Annotated in this window: 21 protein-coding genes; 12 read left to right on the top strand and 9 right to left on the bottom strand. The window is 37.5% G+C overall.

Going from position 1 to position 14,186, the window contains the following annotated elements:
- Window positions 1-20: 20 nt before the first annotated feature.
- The 7 genes from ACH3O9_RS11185 to ACH3O9_RS11155 all read right to left on the bottom strand — a co-directional run bounded on the left by ACH3O9_RS11185 (window position 21) and on the right by ACH3O9_RS11155 (window position 2,867).
- The gene (locus tag ACH3O9_RS11185; RefSeq protein WP_416440413.1) at window positions 21-380 is read right to left on the bottom strand and encodes a hypothetical protein; all 360 of its coding nucleotides are present in this window, start codon (window positions 378-380) and stop codon (window positions 21-23) included.
- A gap of 3 nt (window positions 381-383) precedes the next feature.
- The gene (locus tag ACH3O9_RS11180) at window positions 384-1,115 is read right to left on the bottom strand and encodes a hypothetical protein (RefSeq protein WP_416440411.1); all 732 of its coding nucleotides are present in this window, start codon (window positions 1,113-1,115) and stop codon (window positions 384-386) included.
- 2 nt (window positions 1,116-1,117) lie between these two features.
- Window positions 1,118-1,327 carry a hypothetical protein gene (locus ACH3O9_RS11175; RefSeq protein ID WP_416440409.1) on the bottom strand — a complete coding sequence of 70 codons (210 nt, stop codon included), beginning with the start codon at window positions 1,325-1,327 and terminating at the stop codon, window positions 1,118-1,120.
- Between the two features lie 67 nt (window positions 1,328-1,394).
- Window positions 1,395-1,616, bottom strand: coding sequence for a hypothetical protein (locus ACH3O9_RS11170; RefSeq protein WP_416440407.1), 222 nt, complete (start codon window positions 1,614-1,616; stop codon window positions 1,395-1,397).
- The gene (locus ACH3O9_RS11165; protein ID WP_416440405.1) at window positions 1,594-1,854 is read right to left on the bottom strand and encodes a hypothetical protein; all 261 of its coding nucleotides are present in this window, start codon (window positions 1,852-1,854) and stop codon (window positions 1,594-1,596) included. The genes ACH3O9_RS11170 and ACH3O9_RS11165 overlap by 23 nt, the downstream gene beginning before the upstream one ends.
- A complete protein-coding gene (locus ACH3O9_RS11160) occupies window positions 1,855-2,448 on the bottom strand; it encodes a response regulator transcription factor (RefSeq protein WP_416440403.1) in 594 nt (197 codons plus the stop codon). It abuts the gene before it with no gap.
- Window positions 2,449-2,600: 152 nt separating this feature from the next.
- The gene (locus ACH3O9_RS11155) at window positions 2,601-2,867 is read right to left on the bottom strand and encodes a hypothetical protein (RefSeq protein ID WP_416440401.1); all 267 of its coding nucleotides are present in this window, start codon (window positions 2,865-2,867) and stop codon (window positions 2,601-2,603) included.
- A 114-nt stretch (window positions 2,868-2,981) separates the two neighbouring features.
- On the opposite strand from ACH3O9_RS11155, the gene ACH3O9_RS11150 reads away from it, so the two are divergent.
- Window positions 2,982-3,389, top strand: coding sequence for a hypothetical protein (locus ACH3O9_RS11150; RefSeq protein ID WP_416440399.1), 408 nt, complete (start codon window positions 2,982-2,984; stop codon window positions 3,387-3,389).
- A 158-nt stretch (window positions 3,390-3,547) separates the two neighbouring features.
- Here the strand turns inward: ACH3O9_RS11150 and ACH3O9_RS11145 are convergent, their stop codons facing one another.
- Window positions 3,548-5,299, bottom strand: coding sequence for an ABC transporter ATP-binding protein (locus tag ACH3O9_RS11145; protein WP_416440397.1), 1,752 nt, complete (start codon window positions 5,297-5,299; stop codon window positions 3,548-3,550).
- Window positions 5,300-5,421: 122 nt separating this feature from the next.
- Between ACH3O9_RS11145 and ACH3O9_RS11140 the strand changes: the two genes are divergently transcribed.
- The 10 genes from ACH3O9_RS11140 (at window position 5,422) to ACH3O9_RS11095 (ending at window position 13,051) form a co-directional block, all read left to right on the top strand.
- Window positions 5,422-5,655, top strand: coding sequence for a CBU_0592 family membrane protein (locus tag ACH3O9_RS11140; RefSeq protein ID WP_416440395.1), 234 nt, complete (start codon window positions 5,422-5,424; stop codon window positions 5,653-5,655).
- The gene (locus tag ACH3O9_RS11135; protein WP_416440393.1) at window positions 5,652-6,050 is read left to right on the top strand and encodes an ACT domain-containing protein; all 399 of its coding nucleotides are present in this window, start codon (window positions 5,652-5,654) and stop codon (window positions 6,048-6,050) included. Before ACH3O9_RS11140 ends, ACH3O9_RS11135 begins: the two co-directional genes overlap by 4 nt.
- A gap of 7 nt (window positions 6,051-6,057) precedes the next feature.
- On the top strand, window positions 6,058-6,492 hold the full coding sequence (locus ACH3O9_RS11130; RefSeq protein ID WP_416440391.1) for a hypothetical protein: 435 nt from the start codon (window positions 6,058-6,060) through the stop codon (window positions 6,490-6,492).
- Between the two features lie 152 nt (window positions 6,493-6,644).
- Complete coding sequence (locus ACH3O9_RS11125; protein WP_416440389.1) at window positions 6,645-6,899, top strand: hypothetical protein; 255 nt, start codon at window positions 6,645-6,647, stop codon at window positions 6,897-6,899.
- Window positions 6,900-6,989: 90 nt separating this feature from the next.
- Window positions 6,990-7,577: an XAC2610-related protein gene (locus ACH3O9_RS11120; protein WP_416440387.1), complete on the top strand. Its 588-nt coding sequence runs from the start codon at window positions 6,990-6,992 to the stop codon at window positions 7,575-7,577.
- A gap of 265 nt (window positions 7,578-7,842) precedes the next feature.
- The gene (locus tag ACH3O9_RS11115; RefSeq protein ID WP_416440385.1) at window positions 7,843-8,616 is read left to right on the top strand and encodes an OBAP family protein; all 774 of its coding nucleotides are present in this window, start codon (window positions 7,843-7,845) and stop codon (window positions 8,614-8,616) included.
- Between the two features lie 68 nt (window positions 8,617-8,684).
- Window positions 8,685-9,119 (top strand): hypothetical protein, encoded by a 435-nt coding sequence (locus tag ACH3O9_RS11110; RefSeq protein WP_416440383.1) that lies wholly within the window; start codon window positions 8,685-8,687, stop codon window positions 9,117-9,119.
- A 230-nt stretch (window positions 9,120-9,349) separates the two neighbouring features.
- Window positions 9,350-9,574 carry a hypothetical protein gene (locus ACH3O9_RS11105; protein WP_416440381.1) on the top strand — a complete coding sequence of 75 codons (225 nt, stop codon included), beginning with the start codon at window positions 9,350-9,352 and terminating at the stop codon, window positions 9,572-9,574.
- A gap of 82 nt (window positions 9,575-9,656) precedes the next feature.
- Window positions 9,657-10,121 carry a Na(+)-translocating NADH-quinone reductase subunit F gene (locus ACH3O9_RS11100; protein WP_416440379.1) on the top strand — a complete coding sequence of 155 codons (465 nt, stop codon included), beginning with the start codon at window positions 9,657-9,659 and terminating at the stop codon, window positions 10,119-10,121.
- A gap of 188 nt (window positions 10,122-10,309) precedes the next feature.
- A complete protein-coding gene (locus tag ACH3O9_RS11095; RefSeq protein ID WP_416440377.1) occupies window positions 10,310-13,051 on the top strand; it encodes a PQQ-dependent sugar dehydrogenase in 2,742 nt (913 codons plus the stop codon).
- Window positions 13,052-13,124: 73 nt separating this feature from the next.
- On the opposite strand, the gene ACH3O9_RS11090 is transcribed toward ACH3O9_RS11095, so the two are convergent.
- The gene (locus tag ACH3O9_RS11090; protein WP_416440375.1) at window positions 13,125-13,502 is read right to left on the bottom strand and encodes a DUF423 domain-containing protein; all 378 of its coding nucleotides are present in this window, start codon (window positions 13,500-13,502) and stop codon (window positions 13,125-13,127) included.
- Between the two features lie 73 nt (window positions 13,503-13,575).
- Between ACH3O9_RS11090 and ACH3O9_RS11085 the strand changes: the two genes are divergently transcribed.
- The gene (locus ACH3O9_RS11085) at window positions 13,576-14,088 is read left to right on the top strand and encodes an adenine phosphoribosyltransferase (RefSeq protein WP_416440373.1); all 513 of its coding nucleotides are present in this window, start codon (window positions 13,576-13,578) and stop codon (window positions 14,086-14,088) included.
- Window positions 14,089-14,186 lie beyond the last annotated feature (98 nt).

The raw sequence follows: 14,186 nt of genomic DNA, 5'->3' as shown, positions 1-14,186 counted from the left end.
TGTGGTTCTGGGAAGTTTTATTAATATTTTTGATTGGTTTCTTCGAGCCATTCTTTCAGGCCTTTTTCAAAATCCTTCTTCCCATGCTTTGAAATAGCATCAGCCACATTTCGCTCACCAATGTTTTGAGCGTATGCTGTCATAGCTTCATGTTTATTTTTAAAATTCGTAGTCTGTGGGCCTGCTTCAATACTTAGGAATTTTGGTGGAGTTTTTCCGCCACTTAATTTCATAGCCTGGAGCTGAACCTTCGCGTTATTAACTAAAGCGTTACTAACACCAATAACTGCATTGGCTTGTTTCACATCTACAGAATTATCTTTGATACCTCTGAGTGTATCAAATAAAATATCATTGAGTTCTTTAAGATCATTTGCCATGATTTAACTATTTTGAAGTTCTTGATTTAATTTTCTTATGAGTTTTACTGTATTGCGGAGTTCTTCCGGATATCTTAAAAGACTATTTCTTCTGGCATTTTCTGCTCTATCAATAAGTAGTAAATCGGCAGGGCCTTTAGCTTTAATTTCACCAGATCTAGTAACTACTAAGTCATCAGAAGAAAGAGGTTTAAAATTTTGCTCATATAACCACCTGTTGTAATGCACAAAACCATTTACAGTTTTAATGACTGCACAAAAGCGATCTTTAGAATATTCCCAAATCTTAATTTCACCTACAGGGGTAATTCCTCTGGTTTCCCAAGCTTTTTTAGATCCTATTTTGAAATACCCTAATTGTGAATTGCGAGTTTTAATTTGACGGCGTTCTTCACGAGATCTTTTAAGCTTTAAATAGCGGCGTTTCTTTTCGATGTGTTTTTTTGTCCATCCTTTTGGTTTTTTCCATTTAGAATTAAAAATCTCAGCTAATTCAGTATCTCCTTTAGTTTTGTAATTGCCTTTGAGATAATTAACCTGTGCAGATGTCCAGTATTGAAGTTCCATTCTTTTATAGCCAAGCTCATAAAGTTTAGTTCTGCAGGAATTGAGACGTATTCCTAATGTATCAGCAAGTTCTTGATTGCTCATTTTCTCAAAGTTTTTTCTTAAGAAATTGAGGTGTTCATCTTCCCAAACGTATCTATTGTATTTTCCTATTTTGAGTGGCTCCATTACTATATAGTTTTTGCATTAAAAAAATTGGTGAGGCATTCTATAGAGCAGAAATGCAGATCCTGCTGTGATTTTTTGCGCTGCTTCTTTCCTTTAAGATTGTTTTTGATCTTTAGGCTTTTGCCGTTTTTGCTCCCAATGGTTAACCAATTGTCTGTGTCTAAATCTATACTGGCGCAGAGGCCATTATTGCAGTGATATATTTTGCTCATAATAAAATGTTTTAAAAAGAAAGGGTGCGCTGAGTGACCGCACCCCTTCTACCAATCAACCATCCAACTATTTTAAAACCCGCCCGTTGTTACTCAAATTAATTCCACTACAAACCATTATGGGCATTTTGTGGGCGGGTTGTGTTACTGTTTTAAAATCTCCCACCGTAAGGGGAGTATCGCAAAAGCTTTGCTCGATCTCTTTGTTTGTTTTAATGACCTCTTTTGCCAATTCATCTGGATCTGGATAGAATACTGCAACTTCATCAGGTTGTACCAGTGACTTCAATCGCGTCAATAACCGTGATCTCTTTTGCTCGTTTAAGATCTGTGTCTCCGGTGCTATCAATGGGGTTTTCGTAGTCATACAATTCTTGTTTAAATTCCATTAAAATTTGTCTGTATCTGGGCAGCAGGATATCGCGATCATTTTGGGTAAATATGTTATCATTCGCGACCTGCTCTATGTGCCCGTTAAGCCTGTTGATCTTGCTTTTCAGTTCTTTTATTTTTAGTTCTGTATTCATCTAACTGGCGATTAGTTTTTCTTTAAATGCTGCCATTAGCAGACTCACTACACCGTCTGTCCCAGTCTTTTTAAATAGCTTGGCTTTATGGGAATTGTAGGTACTCACGGTTATATTGAGCATTCTAGCGGCCTCTGTATTGAGCGTTCCTTTTGCAGAAATATCTATGATCTTTAGATCACGTTCTGTAAGCTGTTGCCTGTTAATCGTGAAGTGCTTGGTATCAAATTTTACAGAAGGGCAGTTTTCGCTATGGCGAAAGTTCTCACAGGGTTGCAGTACACCGTTTATTATATCAGGCTTGTGATCTAAAGTTCCCCATCCAAAGTAAGTGAACAGTTCTACCTGACGTTTGTAAGGAATATTCCAGGTAGAGAAGTACGTTTTTGCTCCCTGATCCTGCTGATAGGCGTTAGCCATAATGACAAATAGATTTTTAGGTAGCTGTGACCATTCTTTAGCTTTTCCATTCTGAAAAAACATGGTTGTCATGTTCTTGCGAATACCAAAGAACTCAATGGTGTTTTCATTTTGATGGTCGCAAGTTGTGAGATCTTGCTGAAATGGTTTTGATAATGTACTTTTGGTTGGCATAATAATTAGGAATTAAGGATTAATTATTGTGTGTATACCCAGGGTGGCCGCCTTGGGTATTTTATTTTTAAAAAGTACCGCGGCGACATCCGTGAATTGAAGGGAGAGGTTATGGAACCACCGCGTATACTTAAATTGGGGGCAAAAAGGCATTATGCTGCTGAATTTTTAAATTTTGCTTTGCGTTCTTCGTGGGCTTTGCGATCAATCTTACACTGCTCTGCATAGTCAAAAAGATGTTTCTCAATCTCAAGACTTTCCTGTCTGCCTTGCCAGTAATGACCTAAAGCCTGTATACTATATGGTCTACCCCAGCTATTGCGCAATCCCTTACTATCGAGATACTCTTTAAATCCGCTTAGCGGAGAAGTATTTCCTATAGCTACAGCAAGTGCTTCTCTATCTTCTTCTGTGATCATCGTATAAATGTATTATTGCGGGTGTTGGTACTATTCTGTATTTTAGCTGTACTAAATCTGTACTAATTCTGTAACAATACTACAAAGAATGTTTTGTATTACAAAATATATTTTGTGTTACAGATAATATTTAACACTTTGGAAGAAACTATTGTAGACCGTTTAATGAGCATTCCTAAGCGGGAAGGTATTAGCAAGAACCAGCTTGAACGTGAGATAGGTAAGACATCTGGGTATTTAAATGTGTTGAAGAAAAAAGGCAGTTTACCCGGGATTGAGGTATTACAAAACTTTATAAGTATTTACCCCAAATATTCTTTGCGGTGGATTTTAAGTGGAGAAGGTCCCGAACTGGAGATTGAATGCGGACGTTACCCAATGCGTATTGCTGAAAATGATGATGATTATACTGTTGATACTAAAAAAACAGAAAGGGATGATCTGTTTAAAGCCTTGATTATTGATGTTCTAAAAGATCAGGATGTTCAGAACGTTATCAAGAAAATAACCCTTCAACACTAATTTGCTTCCCAAATTTGTACCAATCACTTTTTAGATAACTGTTTTTTAATAGCTTATAAATGTCTGATAATCCTGTCGAGGTCACCATAAATTAAAAACCACATCTAAAAGATGTGGTTTTTTTGGTTTTAGACCTGATTTTTCTGCAAAACTAAGACTTATATCTTCGCCTGGTACGTATATAAATCGTGGTATCTTCCGCCTTGAGCGATTAAAGATTCATGAGAACCTATTTCTGCAATTTTGCCGTTTTCTATTACCAGAATTTTATCTGCTTTTTTGATCGTACTTAATCTGTGTGCAATAATAATAGTAGTACGATCTTTAATTAATTCTTGTAAAGATTTCTGTATCAATCCTTCACTTTCAGTATCCAGATTAGATGTGGCTTCGTCAAGAATTATGATCTTAGGATCTGCAAGAATAGCTCTGGCAATAGAGATGCGCTGGCGTTGCCCTCCAGATAATTTTACTCCCCGCTCCCCTATTAATGTATCTAATCCATCTTCAAAGCGATCTGTGAATTCATTTACATAACCCGCGTTCACAGCAGCCAGAAGTTCAGCTTCTGTAGCGTCTGGCCTGGGAAAAAGTATATTCTGCCTGATCGTTCCTTCAAATAAAAATTCATCCTGCAATACAACTCCCAGATGCTTACGATAACTATTTAATTGAACGGTAGAAAGGTCTACACCATCAATAAAAACGGTTCCTTCTATGGGTGTTATAAAACTGGCACAAAGCCCGGCAATGGTAGATTTACCAGAGCCAGAACTCCCCACAAGAGCAATAACCTGCCCTGCGCTTACATCAAGGCTAATATTATGTAGCACATTCTTCCCTTTAGTATATGCAAATGTCACATCCTGTAACTTAATGTGCCCACGCACATCATCAAGAGTTACTGTACGGTTTTGCATTTCTTCTTCGGTGGTCATATTCATAAGTTCTTCTGTGCGATCCAGACCTGCAAGAGCTTCAGTTAACTGGCTCCCAATATTGCTCATTTGCACGATAGGAGCAATCATAAAACCCAGCAGTAATGTAAAAAGCAAAAAGTCTCCTGTTGTCATGGTACTATGAATCATATAATAACCCCCTATTCCCATTATTCCTACAGAGGCCAGACCCAGCAAAAAAGTGGCAGAACTGGTCATAAAAGCGGTCGCTGTAAGGCTTTTTTTGACATTTTGAAATAAGCGCTCAACGCCTTCTTCAAAGATTTTATTCTCTTGCTGTTCTGCATTAAAACCTTTTATTACGCGCACTCCGGCAAGTGTTTCAGTCAATCTTCCGGTAACCTCAGCATTTATTTTTCCGCGGTCGCGAAAAATAGGTCGTATAAACTTAAAAGCCTTAAGCGCTACAAACCCAAAAATACCAACAGGAACAAAAACAAAAAGTGTCATCCATGCATTTATGCGTATCAATAAAACCAAAGATATTACCGCGGTGAGCGTTCCGCCTACGAGCTGAACAAGACCGGTACCAATAAGATTTCGCACACCTTCTACATCATTCATTATGCGAGAAACTAAAGCGCCAGATTTTGTATTGTCAAAAAAACTAATGGGCAGCGACAAAACTTTTTTCTGTACCTGTGTGCGCAGTTCGCTAATAAGATATTGCGCCTGCACACTTAGAAGTTTAGTAAGTAAAAACGACGTAATTGCCTGTACGAGCAGTGCCAGACCCACCATCCACAAGAGATTATAAAGTCCGCTAATGTCTTTATTTGGCACAATTTCATCAAGTAATTCTTTAGACTTGAGGGGCAACACAAAACCCGCCAACCTACTGATAATTATAAGGAATAGTCCCAGAAAAAGCAGCTTTCTTCGTGGCCAGACAATCGTTTTAAATGCAGAAGCTAAAGTTACTTTGCCTGTATTCTTATCTTTTTTAATCATATACTGTAAATGTAATGCAGCTCTGTATATGATTGTAATTAGTAAATCGCTATTTGTATTTAAAAACTTATTTTCGATGATCAAGTGAGCATATACTCATCTGTAACGTATAACAATGCACAATGGAAAAAGTAGACTGGATAGGTTTTATTGGTGTCTTATTAATACTCTCAGCTTACATTTTAAATATAAACGGAAAATTAGATAAGAGCAGTTTAGCATTCATACTTTTAAATTTAGCCGGCGCATCTTTAGCTTGTTTAGCGTCTGTATTAATGAATTATCTTCCGTTTATAATACTTGAAGGTGTTTGGGCGCTAGCCTCATTAATTTCATTAATAAAATATAAAAAGTGAGCGGAGAAACAGATTTAACTAACTTGCTAAAAGGCATGACTCCTGTGTTAAACGAGGGTGATTATGTTTTTGTTACTGTAAAAAATCTTGATAAAATTGGCAGAAATGACACGATCTGTGAATTTAAAGAAGAGGAAGGAACGACGATCGTGATCGAAAAAAATAAAGCTGATACCTTAAAATTGAATTATACATTTATCGCTTCATGGATCACACTTACAATTCACTCATCGCTTGATGCGGTGGGTCTTACGGCAGCATTTTCAGGAGCATTGGCAAAAAATGAAATAAGCTGTAATGTGATCGCCGGCTACTACCACGACCACATTTTTGTAGATAAAAAAGATGCCAAAAAAGCCATGCAAACATTAACCGCATTATCACAAAACGCCTAAGAATTCTATGAAAGATCAATCTTCTAAAAAGGCTAAGCTCACCCAAGCAATTGTTGCAATGATTGCAGCCGTCATTTCCTATTTTACCCTGCAGAATTTATTCTTTAAAAATGACGTAGAGTCTGAATTAAAAAAAGCTGCTGTAGAAGTCAATAAGCAAACCCCTTTGCAAATTGATCAATATACGCGGTTAGACAGCGCTTCGTCAAAAGGCAAAGAAAATTTCATCTATTATTATACGCTGGTAAATACTTTAAAATCTGAAGTAAATCTGGATACGGTTAATAAATACGTTAGAACTGGTTTAATTGATAACGTAAAAAATAGTCCTGAATTAAAACCATACAGAGAAAATAACATTACCATGAATTACAAATACTACGATAAGGAAGGAGAATTTGCCCTTGAGATTGCTGTAACACCAGATCTATATAACAACTAGCGAGTAATCTGATGCCATGCTTTTTTGCCTACAATTTTTGGCTTTTTCCATCCTTTTGCGGAAATCCCTCATACTAATAAGGGAAAAATAACTATTTTGAAATTTCAAAAACCACAGTCTCCCCTCTGTTATAAAACGAAAAATCAAAAAATATGAGTAAAATTAAATTTACCCTAGTTTTGTTATTTGCAGTTTCTTTAGAATGTTACAGCCAGCAAACCGGAAGCGGTGGAATTAAAAACACAGCGATCACAAGCGGAATAGGCTTAGGCAGTGTTTTAGCTGTTGTGCTTTCCTGGGAAAGAAATAAATCTGTCCTTTTAGCCTTTTTGCATGGAATCTTTAGTTGGTTCTATGTAATATATTTTGTCATTACCAGAAAACCCGAAGAAAGAAAACCAAAATAAAAAACAGCAGTTTACCATTAAAAATCGGGTAAAAACAGCTAAAAACCAGTACTTACCTCCTCTCCTCATACTAAACCTGCTAACTTTTTCATGAAAAAATATTTTCTCTTCATAATCTTCCTGTTCTCAGTCAAACTTTTTTCCCAAGAAATTTTGAAATTCAATGAAGCAGGATTTGAATTTTGTCTTACGAAAGTTTGTGAAGAGCAAGAGTGCGAAATAACAAAAATCGAGATTATCAAAAACGGAAGTTTATTACAAGAAATAACACCCGGTAAAAACTACTTCAGCACAACTTTTCCTAACGACCAGCTCTTCGCTATTGAAGACATGAATTTTGACGGAAAAATTGATTTTAGGCTGATTGAATTTCTGCCGGCCGGGCCTAATGTTCCTTTTCTCTTCTGGATATATAATCCGGCTAAAAATATCTTTGAAAAAAACACAGAATACGCAGCTATAACTTCACCTGAATTTGACCATCAAAAAAAAGAAATTAATAGCGCCTGGAGAGACGGCTGCTGTCGGCACGGGCGTGATATTTTTAAATTAAAAAACGGCGTCCCCAAAATAACAGAGCGATTTATAATAGGTCACAATGAAGAGGATAAAGAATATTACGAACATTGGAAAGCTGAAAACGGAAACTTAAAACTAGTTGAAAAAACTGTCGACTAAAAAACCCCCATACTCTTAAAAATCGCTCTTCTAACCACAAAAATCAGCTAAAACACATACAAAAACGCTTGCATTTTTAGGTGTTTTGAGCCGTCCATATCCTGTATCAGCATCATTAATCTTTGAAATTTTCCGGATAACAAATTTTATGTATTGCATTAATTTCACTAAAAGGCCTGTTGTAAATTGCTTATAGATTGAATAGTAGATAGGAATATTAACTATGGAGTTGTGCCTCTGCACTGCCATGATTAAACTTAAAAAAATGGAAAAGATTTATAAATTATTTTCATTAATCCTGATTACAGTACCATTAATAAGCTCCTGTGGTGATAAAACTGAATCTAGTACAGAACCACCCGGAAAGGAAAAAACTACAAAGACACAAGTTCTTGAAGCTGGAGCCGAAACCCTGCAAGGTAAAGACCCTTTTAAACCTATGGATATATATCTGGTAGGTTTTCATCCTATGAAAGATGATCCTACACATCAAATGGAAGCGCATCATTACTGTACACAAATTAATGAAGATTTTGCGCAGTGCGCCCTTTTTGACGGTAATACCGAAGATGCAAAACTTACCGGTATAGAATATATAATCTCAGAACGATTATTTGATTCTTTACCGCAAGCAGAAAAAAAATACTGGCATCCGCATAATTATGAAATACTTTCCGGCCAACTGGTTGCTCCGGGATTGCCAGATGTAGCAGAAGAAGAACTTATGGAGAGTAAAATGAACAGCTATGGCAAGACCTGGCACGTCTGGAGCACAGGAAGTGCAAACGCAGAGAATGGCTCAAGCTTTCCATATGGTGATCCTAAGCTCGCCTGGTCATTTAATCGAGACGGTGAGGCCAAACCAGAACTGGTAGAAAAACGCGATAAAAAAATGGGTATAGACAGCAAAGAAAAGCGGGAAGAAAGAAAAGAATTAATACCAAAGGCAAAACCGCAGGAAGGTGTAGATGTGCTTAAAAATAAATTTCCCGGTAAGACTGTATCAATACCCGGTGTAGAAAGTAAAGATCGCCCTTAACTAATTAACTTAAACAGGCTATGAAATAGCAACATTTTTCAAAAACCGATAAACCGGCTGGCGAGCGCGTGCGCAGAAATACAACCATTAAAAAGAACAGCAAAATTGATGAACAAACATTAGAGAACATACGCAGATTTTCTAAAAGTTCATCTACAGCAATATCAGACAGAATAAGTAAATTAGATAAAGAATGGGATATAGAAAGAGTGCTTGAAACAAATATGTCTATACTCGCTTTAACCGGTCTCGCGCTGGGTGTTTATCTCAATATTTACTGGTTCATTCTGCCGGGAGTCGTTTTACTTTTTTTCTTACAACATGCTTTACAAGGATGGTGCCCGCCGGTTCCGGTTTTCAGGGCGTTTAAGGTACGTACCCGCCCAGAAATTGATCGTGAAAAATATGCTCTAAAAGTACTTCGGGGTGATTTTAATAATCTCGATGATCTACCTGAACAAATGAAGGCTTCCTCTGCTCTTGAGGCTGTAAAGAAGATCTAGTTGAGTCGTGCAGAGAACTTGCTTCCTCACATTTTTTAGACATAAATAGCATACTGAAGCTAAATAACATTTCGCTTAAAGCGAAAAATCGTTCAAAAAAGGTAAAAAATCGGCGATTTTAAGGGTGATTTTTAAACGAAGGTTTAGCTTTCTATCGTAATGCCAGACTATTTTTACGACAAATTTTCTAGCATTGCTTAGCAACTTAAGACTTGTAAAACGAGAACAAAATGTTACAACTACGCTTAAATACTTCAGACAATATTAGCTTACAACAACGTGTTAATGCGCTTTTGATTCCTTCAGAAGTTATTCAGGATAAATTAGCAGAAGCACCTCTTTTAATTGACGGTGATCATAAAATCACCGGCAAAGTTGAGATTAATGAATACCTCGATAAACTAGACGGTTTTGTAAAGCAATGGTATGCTTGTCGCTGCGATATGTTTCCGTAACAATATTTCAATTAGTCAATATCTTTTAAATCAGGAATTAGCTCCTTTTTTGTAACTTTAATCTCAAGAAAAAGAATACGCTATGATTACTTCTCCACGTTTAGAACAAGCTATACGCAAATTATATACTGCTTTTCATAATGGCGAACTTCACCCTGAGTGCAGCAAAAGCTGCGCAGTGGGTAATATTTGTGATAATACAGAAGCCTGGAAACATCTTACAGATCAACACGGCTCTGTGGTTCTTAATTATGTAGGGAAAGTAAATGAAACCTTTGGTCGCAAAATAAATGGTTATTCCCCATTAGAGCTTCTTAAAATTGAAGCTGTTTTTTTACAAGGCTGTGGTTATTCTGTCCCTTTGCATCATAGAGGAAGAAAACCTAAAGATCCTACTTCTAAAGAAACACAATTTAACGGGCTTTGCGCTGCAATCGCATTTTTATGTGAGCTCGATAATGTGCCTAATGTCATGGATTATTCAAAACTGTTTGAAATCGACACCAATCAAAATGCGATTCACGAGTTGGCATTACCAGCTTTATAAGAGTAAAAAATGCTACAGTAACGATGTCACATCATTAACTACAGAAGCAAACTGATAAAAAATCGGTTGTTTTAATATCAAAATCGGGATTTTTCACCCGATTTTTTCGTTCTATAGTAATAATTAATTGTACTTTCATCATACACAACCTAATACTTAATTTTTCTTCGCTTAAACCAAATTTCTTAATGAAAAAACCAGTAATACTCCTGGCATCACTTCTGCTGTTTTCTATTCTAGCATGTGAGAGTGATAAAAAACAAAATCCAGATTTAGCCAGTGCAGACACAATGCCAGATGCAGATCGATTTACTAAAACGCAGCTTGTACAGGGCGACTTTTTTGAACCTACCGAGATGACCATTCTTCCAGATCTTGATATTCTGGTAGCACAAAGAAGGGGTGAAATTATGCTGTACAAGCAGGAAACCAAAAAGGTAACACAAGTAGGTTTTCTCGATGTTTACTGTAAAACGCTGCACACACCCGGCGTAAATGCAGAAGAAGGTGTAATGGGATTACAAAAAGCTCCTGATTTTGAAAATAACCACTGGGTGTACGCCTATTACAGCCCAACGGGAGATAGATCTATAAACCGTCTATCGCGTTTTAAATTTGAAGATGATACTTTTAAAACCGATACCGAGCAAACAATTCTAGAGATTGATACGCAACGCGAAATTTGCTGTCATACGGGAGGTTCTATCGCCTTTGGACCCGATAATTTGCTCTACCTGTCTACAGGAGATAATTCTACGCCTTTCGACGAAAAGAACGCAGAATATGTAAACAGTGGTTTTGCACCGCTTAACGATTTGCCAGACCATCGCCAGTTTGATGCACGCCGCTCTGCAGGAAATACAAATGACCTGAGAGGTAAAATTTTACGTATAAAAATAAATGAAGACGGGTCTTATGATATTCCCAGCGGTAATTTATTCCCTGAAGGAACTGATAAAACACGCCCTGAAATTTATACAATGGGACATCGCAATCCTTATCGCATTTCTGTAGATGCAAAAAACGGAAATCTTTATTGGGGTGATGTAGGTCCAGATGCAAATAATGACAGCTTGCAAACTCGTGGTCCTCGCGGTTATGACGAGGTGAACCAGGCAAGAAAACCAGGTAACTTTGGCTGGCCATTATTTATAGGTAACAACTATGCATATCGAGATTATGATTATGCTACAGGCAAAAGTGGTGAACCCTTTAATCCTGAAAAGCCTGTAAATGATTCTAAAAATAATACCGGTTTAGAAGAATTACCACCTGCGCAACCGGCTTATATTTGGTATCCGTATACAGCTTCAGAAGATTTTCCTGACGTAGGTCAGGGCGGTAGAAACGCGATAGCGGGACCTGTATATTATACAGATATGTATCCTAAAAAATCAGCTTTACCAGAATACTACAATGGTAAATTAATAATCTACGACTGGATACGTGGCTGGATGAAAGCCGTGACTATGAAACCAAACGGTGACTTTGAAAAAATGGAACCTTTCGCTCCCTTAATAAAAGTAAATTCTCTAATAGATATGGAAGTAGGTCCTGATGGTAAGATCTACCTGCTTGAGTACGGTAGCGGCTGGTTTACAAATAATGATGACTCGGGTCTGGCGCGTATAGATTACAATGGCGGTAACAGACCACCGTTAGTAGAAGGTCTAGAGATTGATAAAACTTCTGGCGCTGTACCGCTAAAAGTAAAAGTAGCAGTTAATGCCAGAGACCGTGAGAAAGACGAGGTTACTTATTTGTGGGATCTTGGTAATAACGAGACTAAAGAGACCACAGAGCCAGAGCTGGAATATACTTACTCAGAACCGGGTGAATATAAAATTTCTGTAAAAGTCACAGATAACAAAAATGCATCGGCGAGCAGTGATGTCATTAATATTTATGCAGGTAATGAAAGACCTAAAGTAGATATCGCGATCACAAAAGGAAACAAATCATTCTTTATGCCTGGTGTACCTATTCAATATCAGGTAAATGTTAGCGATAGTGAAGATGCAAGCCAGATAGACAGTACAAACGTTTATGTCGCTATAGATTATGCTGAAGGTTTAGATAAAGCTTCTTTGGCTATGGGTCATCAGGAAGTTGCTGCTTCTATCATGGGTAAAACCTTAACGCAAACTATGGATTGCCGCAGCTGCCACAAGATCAATGAGAAATCTGTAGGACCTTCTTATACAGCCGTTTCACAAAAATATAAAGACGATAAGAATGTCTATGATTATCTGGGCAAGAAAATCATTGCCGGTGGTGCGGGCGTTTGGGGTGAGGTTATGATGCCAGCGCATCCTACTTTAACATCAGAAGATACAAGACAGATCACAGCTTATATTTTGTCTTTAACTCAAGGCGAAAAAAACAAATCCCTGCCAGCTTCCGGGAAGATAATTCCACAAGAAAAACCTGCAGGCAATACACTGGTAGTGACCGCAAGTTATACAGATCACGGTGCTTCCGGAAGCAAATCCCTAACGGGGACATCTCAGCTTCTGCTACCCGGCAACAATATTTCTATTTCTGAAGACATGAAGACAGACGGTTTTAAGATCATGTCTATGGGCGGTAAAGACATGCTTATTAATCCTGAGAAAATGGGCTGGTTTGCAATACCTCATCTTGATCTTACAGATGTAAAAACAGCAAATCTTACAATTGGCTGGCAGGACACGTTAGACGCAGGTTTTGATTATGAGATCCATCTTGATGCACCAGATGGTAAACTAGTAGGTAAGGGAACGCTTCCGGCTTCTAAAGCTTCTCAAAAAACAGCTCAATTACCCATTCAAGTAGATCCGGTTACAGATGGTGATTTCCACGAAGTGTATTTCACGTATGTGCCTAAAAATTCTCCCAATCAAACCCAGTCAACATCTGCTGTGACAGGAATTGAATTTGAGGGCAAGTAAAAATATTTAAATTAAGAACCTTATAAATGCCTGTGAATTAGTAGCAATAACTAATCACAGGCATTTTTGCTTTCTAGATAAAATTGAGCAATAGCATAAACCAGCCTGCGGCCAGAAATAAGCCTCCTAACGGAGTTACAGGACCTAGAAATTTCCATTTTTTGCCGGCGGCTGCGCTAATGCACAAACCATAGATGCTAAAAGAGAATAAAAAGGTTCCTATAATAAAGCAATAAATCGCATACGTCTCCAGAGCGCTTGCACTGCCCAACACAAGACCAAGTACGACCAGAATTACTGCATGATACATCTGGTATTTTACCCCGGTTTCAAATGAATTGAGTTGATCTGCGGTAAACTTCTTTTTTAGCGCGTGGGCGCCAAATGCACCAAAAATAATAGCTAAAAAACCAAATAATGAACCAAAAATCTGGGCAAGTAAAATTTCCATAGAGAATGAATTAGATCATAGAAGTTTCAAAGATACGCTAGAGAACTTCAGCAGAAAATGATATATTTCTCCCATGAACCTGAAAGAATTTATACACGATATCCCAGATTTTCCTAAACCGGGAATAATTTTTAAAGATATAAGTCCGCTTTTGCGAAATCCTGAAGCCACCAGAGAAACTGTGCTGCAACTTGCTAAAGACTTAGACTCCACAAAAATAGATCAGGTTGTAGGCATAGAATCCCGCGGTTTCCTATTAGGTATTTTACTTGCTCAACATCTACAGGTGGGTTTTACACTTATGCGAAAACCGGGTAAACTCCCCGGCAGGGTTATTAAACAATCATACGCACTTGAATATGGTGAAGACGCTATTGAGATACAGGAAAATGCGATCAAACCAGGTCAAAAAGTTATTCTGCATGATGATGTTCTGGCAACCGGCGGTACAGCTGCCGCTGCACAACAACTTATACAAAGTTGCGGGGCAGAAGTCATTGAATTCAATTTTTTAATGGAATTAGATTTTCTAAAAGGAAGAGAAAAACTGGGTGAAACACCTATAAAATCACTCCTAAACTACTAAAAATCGGTTCTTTTTTATAAATATTTTAGGTAAACCTCAGACTATTTAAGCAAGACAATGAAATACACTATTCTAGTTTGGTTATTTACAATCATCAT

It is taken from the genome of Leeuwenhoekiella sp. A16, assembly GCF_047946675.1.
Classification (GTDB): Bacteria; Bacteroidota; Bacteroidia; order Flavobacteriales; family Flavobacteriaceae; genus Leeuwenhoekiella.
The sequence above is the reverse complement of the archived record's forward strand: the minus strand, read 5'-3'. Positions and strand labels throughout refer to the sequence as shown.

Coding starts and splice junctions, on each gene's coding strand:
- ACH3O9_RS11120 (WP_416440387.1), top strand. CDS start 6,990: ATGAAAAAATATTTTCTCTTCATAATCTTCCTGTTCTCAGTCAAACTT.
- ACH3O9_RS11140 (WP_416440395.1), top strand. CDS start 5,422: ATGGAAAAAGTAGACTGGATAGGTTTTATTGGTGTCTTATTAATACTC.
- ACH3O9_RS11115 (WP_416440385.1), top strand. CDS start 7,843: ATGGAAAAGATTTATAAATTATTTTCATTAATCCTGATTACAGTACCA.
- ACH3O9_RS11085 (WP_416440373.1), top strand. CDS start 13,576: ATGAACCTGAAAGAATTTATACACGATATCCCAGATTTTCCTAAACCG.
- ACH3O9_RS11145 (WP_416440397.1), bottom strand. CDS start 5,299: ATGATTAAAAAAGATAAGAATACAGGCAAAGTAACTTTAGCTTCTGCA.
- ACH3O9_RS11160 (WP_416440403.1), bottom strand. CDS start 2,448: ATGCCAACCAAAAGTACATTATCAAAACCATTTCAGCAAGATCTCACA.
- ACH3O9_RS11105 (WP_416440381.1), top strand. CDS start 9,350: ATGTTACAACTACGCTTAAATACTTCAGACAATATTAGCTTACAACAA.
- ACH3O9_RS11125 (WP_416440389.1), top strand. CDS start 6,645: ATGAGTAAAATTAAATTTACCCTAGTTTTGTTATTTGCAGTTTCTTTA.
- ACH3O9_RS11090 (WP_416440375.1), bottom strand. CDS start 13,502: ATGGAAATTTTACTTGCCCAGATTTTTGGTTCATTATTTGGTTTTTTA.
- ACH3O9_RS11175 (WP_416440409.1), bottom strand. CDS start 1,327: ATGAGCAAAATATATCACTGCAATAATGGCCTCTGCGCCAGTATAGAT.
- ACH3O9_RS11165 (WP_416440405.1), bottom strand. CDS start 1,854: ATGAATACAGAACTAAAAATAAAAGAACTGAAAAGCAAGATCAACAGG.
- ACH3O9_RS11180 (WP_416440411.1), bottom strand. CDS start 1,115: ATGGAGCCACTCAAAATAGGAAAATACAATAGATACGTTTGGGAAGAT.
- ACH3O9_RS11185 (WP_416440413.1), bottom strand. CDS start 380: ATGGCAAATGATCTTAAAGAACTCAATGATATTTTATTTGATACACTC.
- ACH3O9_RS11155 (WP_416440401.1), bottom strand. CDS start 2,867: ATGATCACAGAAGAAGATAGAGAAGCACTTGCTGTAGCTATAGGAAAT.
- ACH3O9_RS11130 (WP_416440391.1), top strand. CDS start 6,058: ATGAAAGATCAATCTTCTAAAAAGGCTAAGCTCACCCAAGCAATTGTT.
- ACH3O9_RS11100 (WP_416440379.1), top strand. CDS start 9,657: ATGATTACTTCTCCACGTTTAGAACAAGCTATACGCAAATTATATACT.
- ACH3O9_RS11095 (WP_416440377.1), top strand. CDS start 10,310: ATGAAAAAACCAGTAATACTCCTGGCATCACTTCTGCTGTTTTCTATT.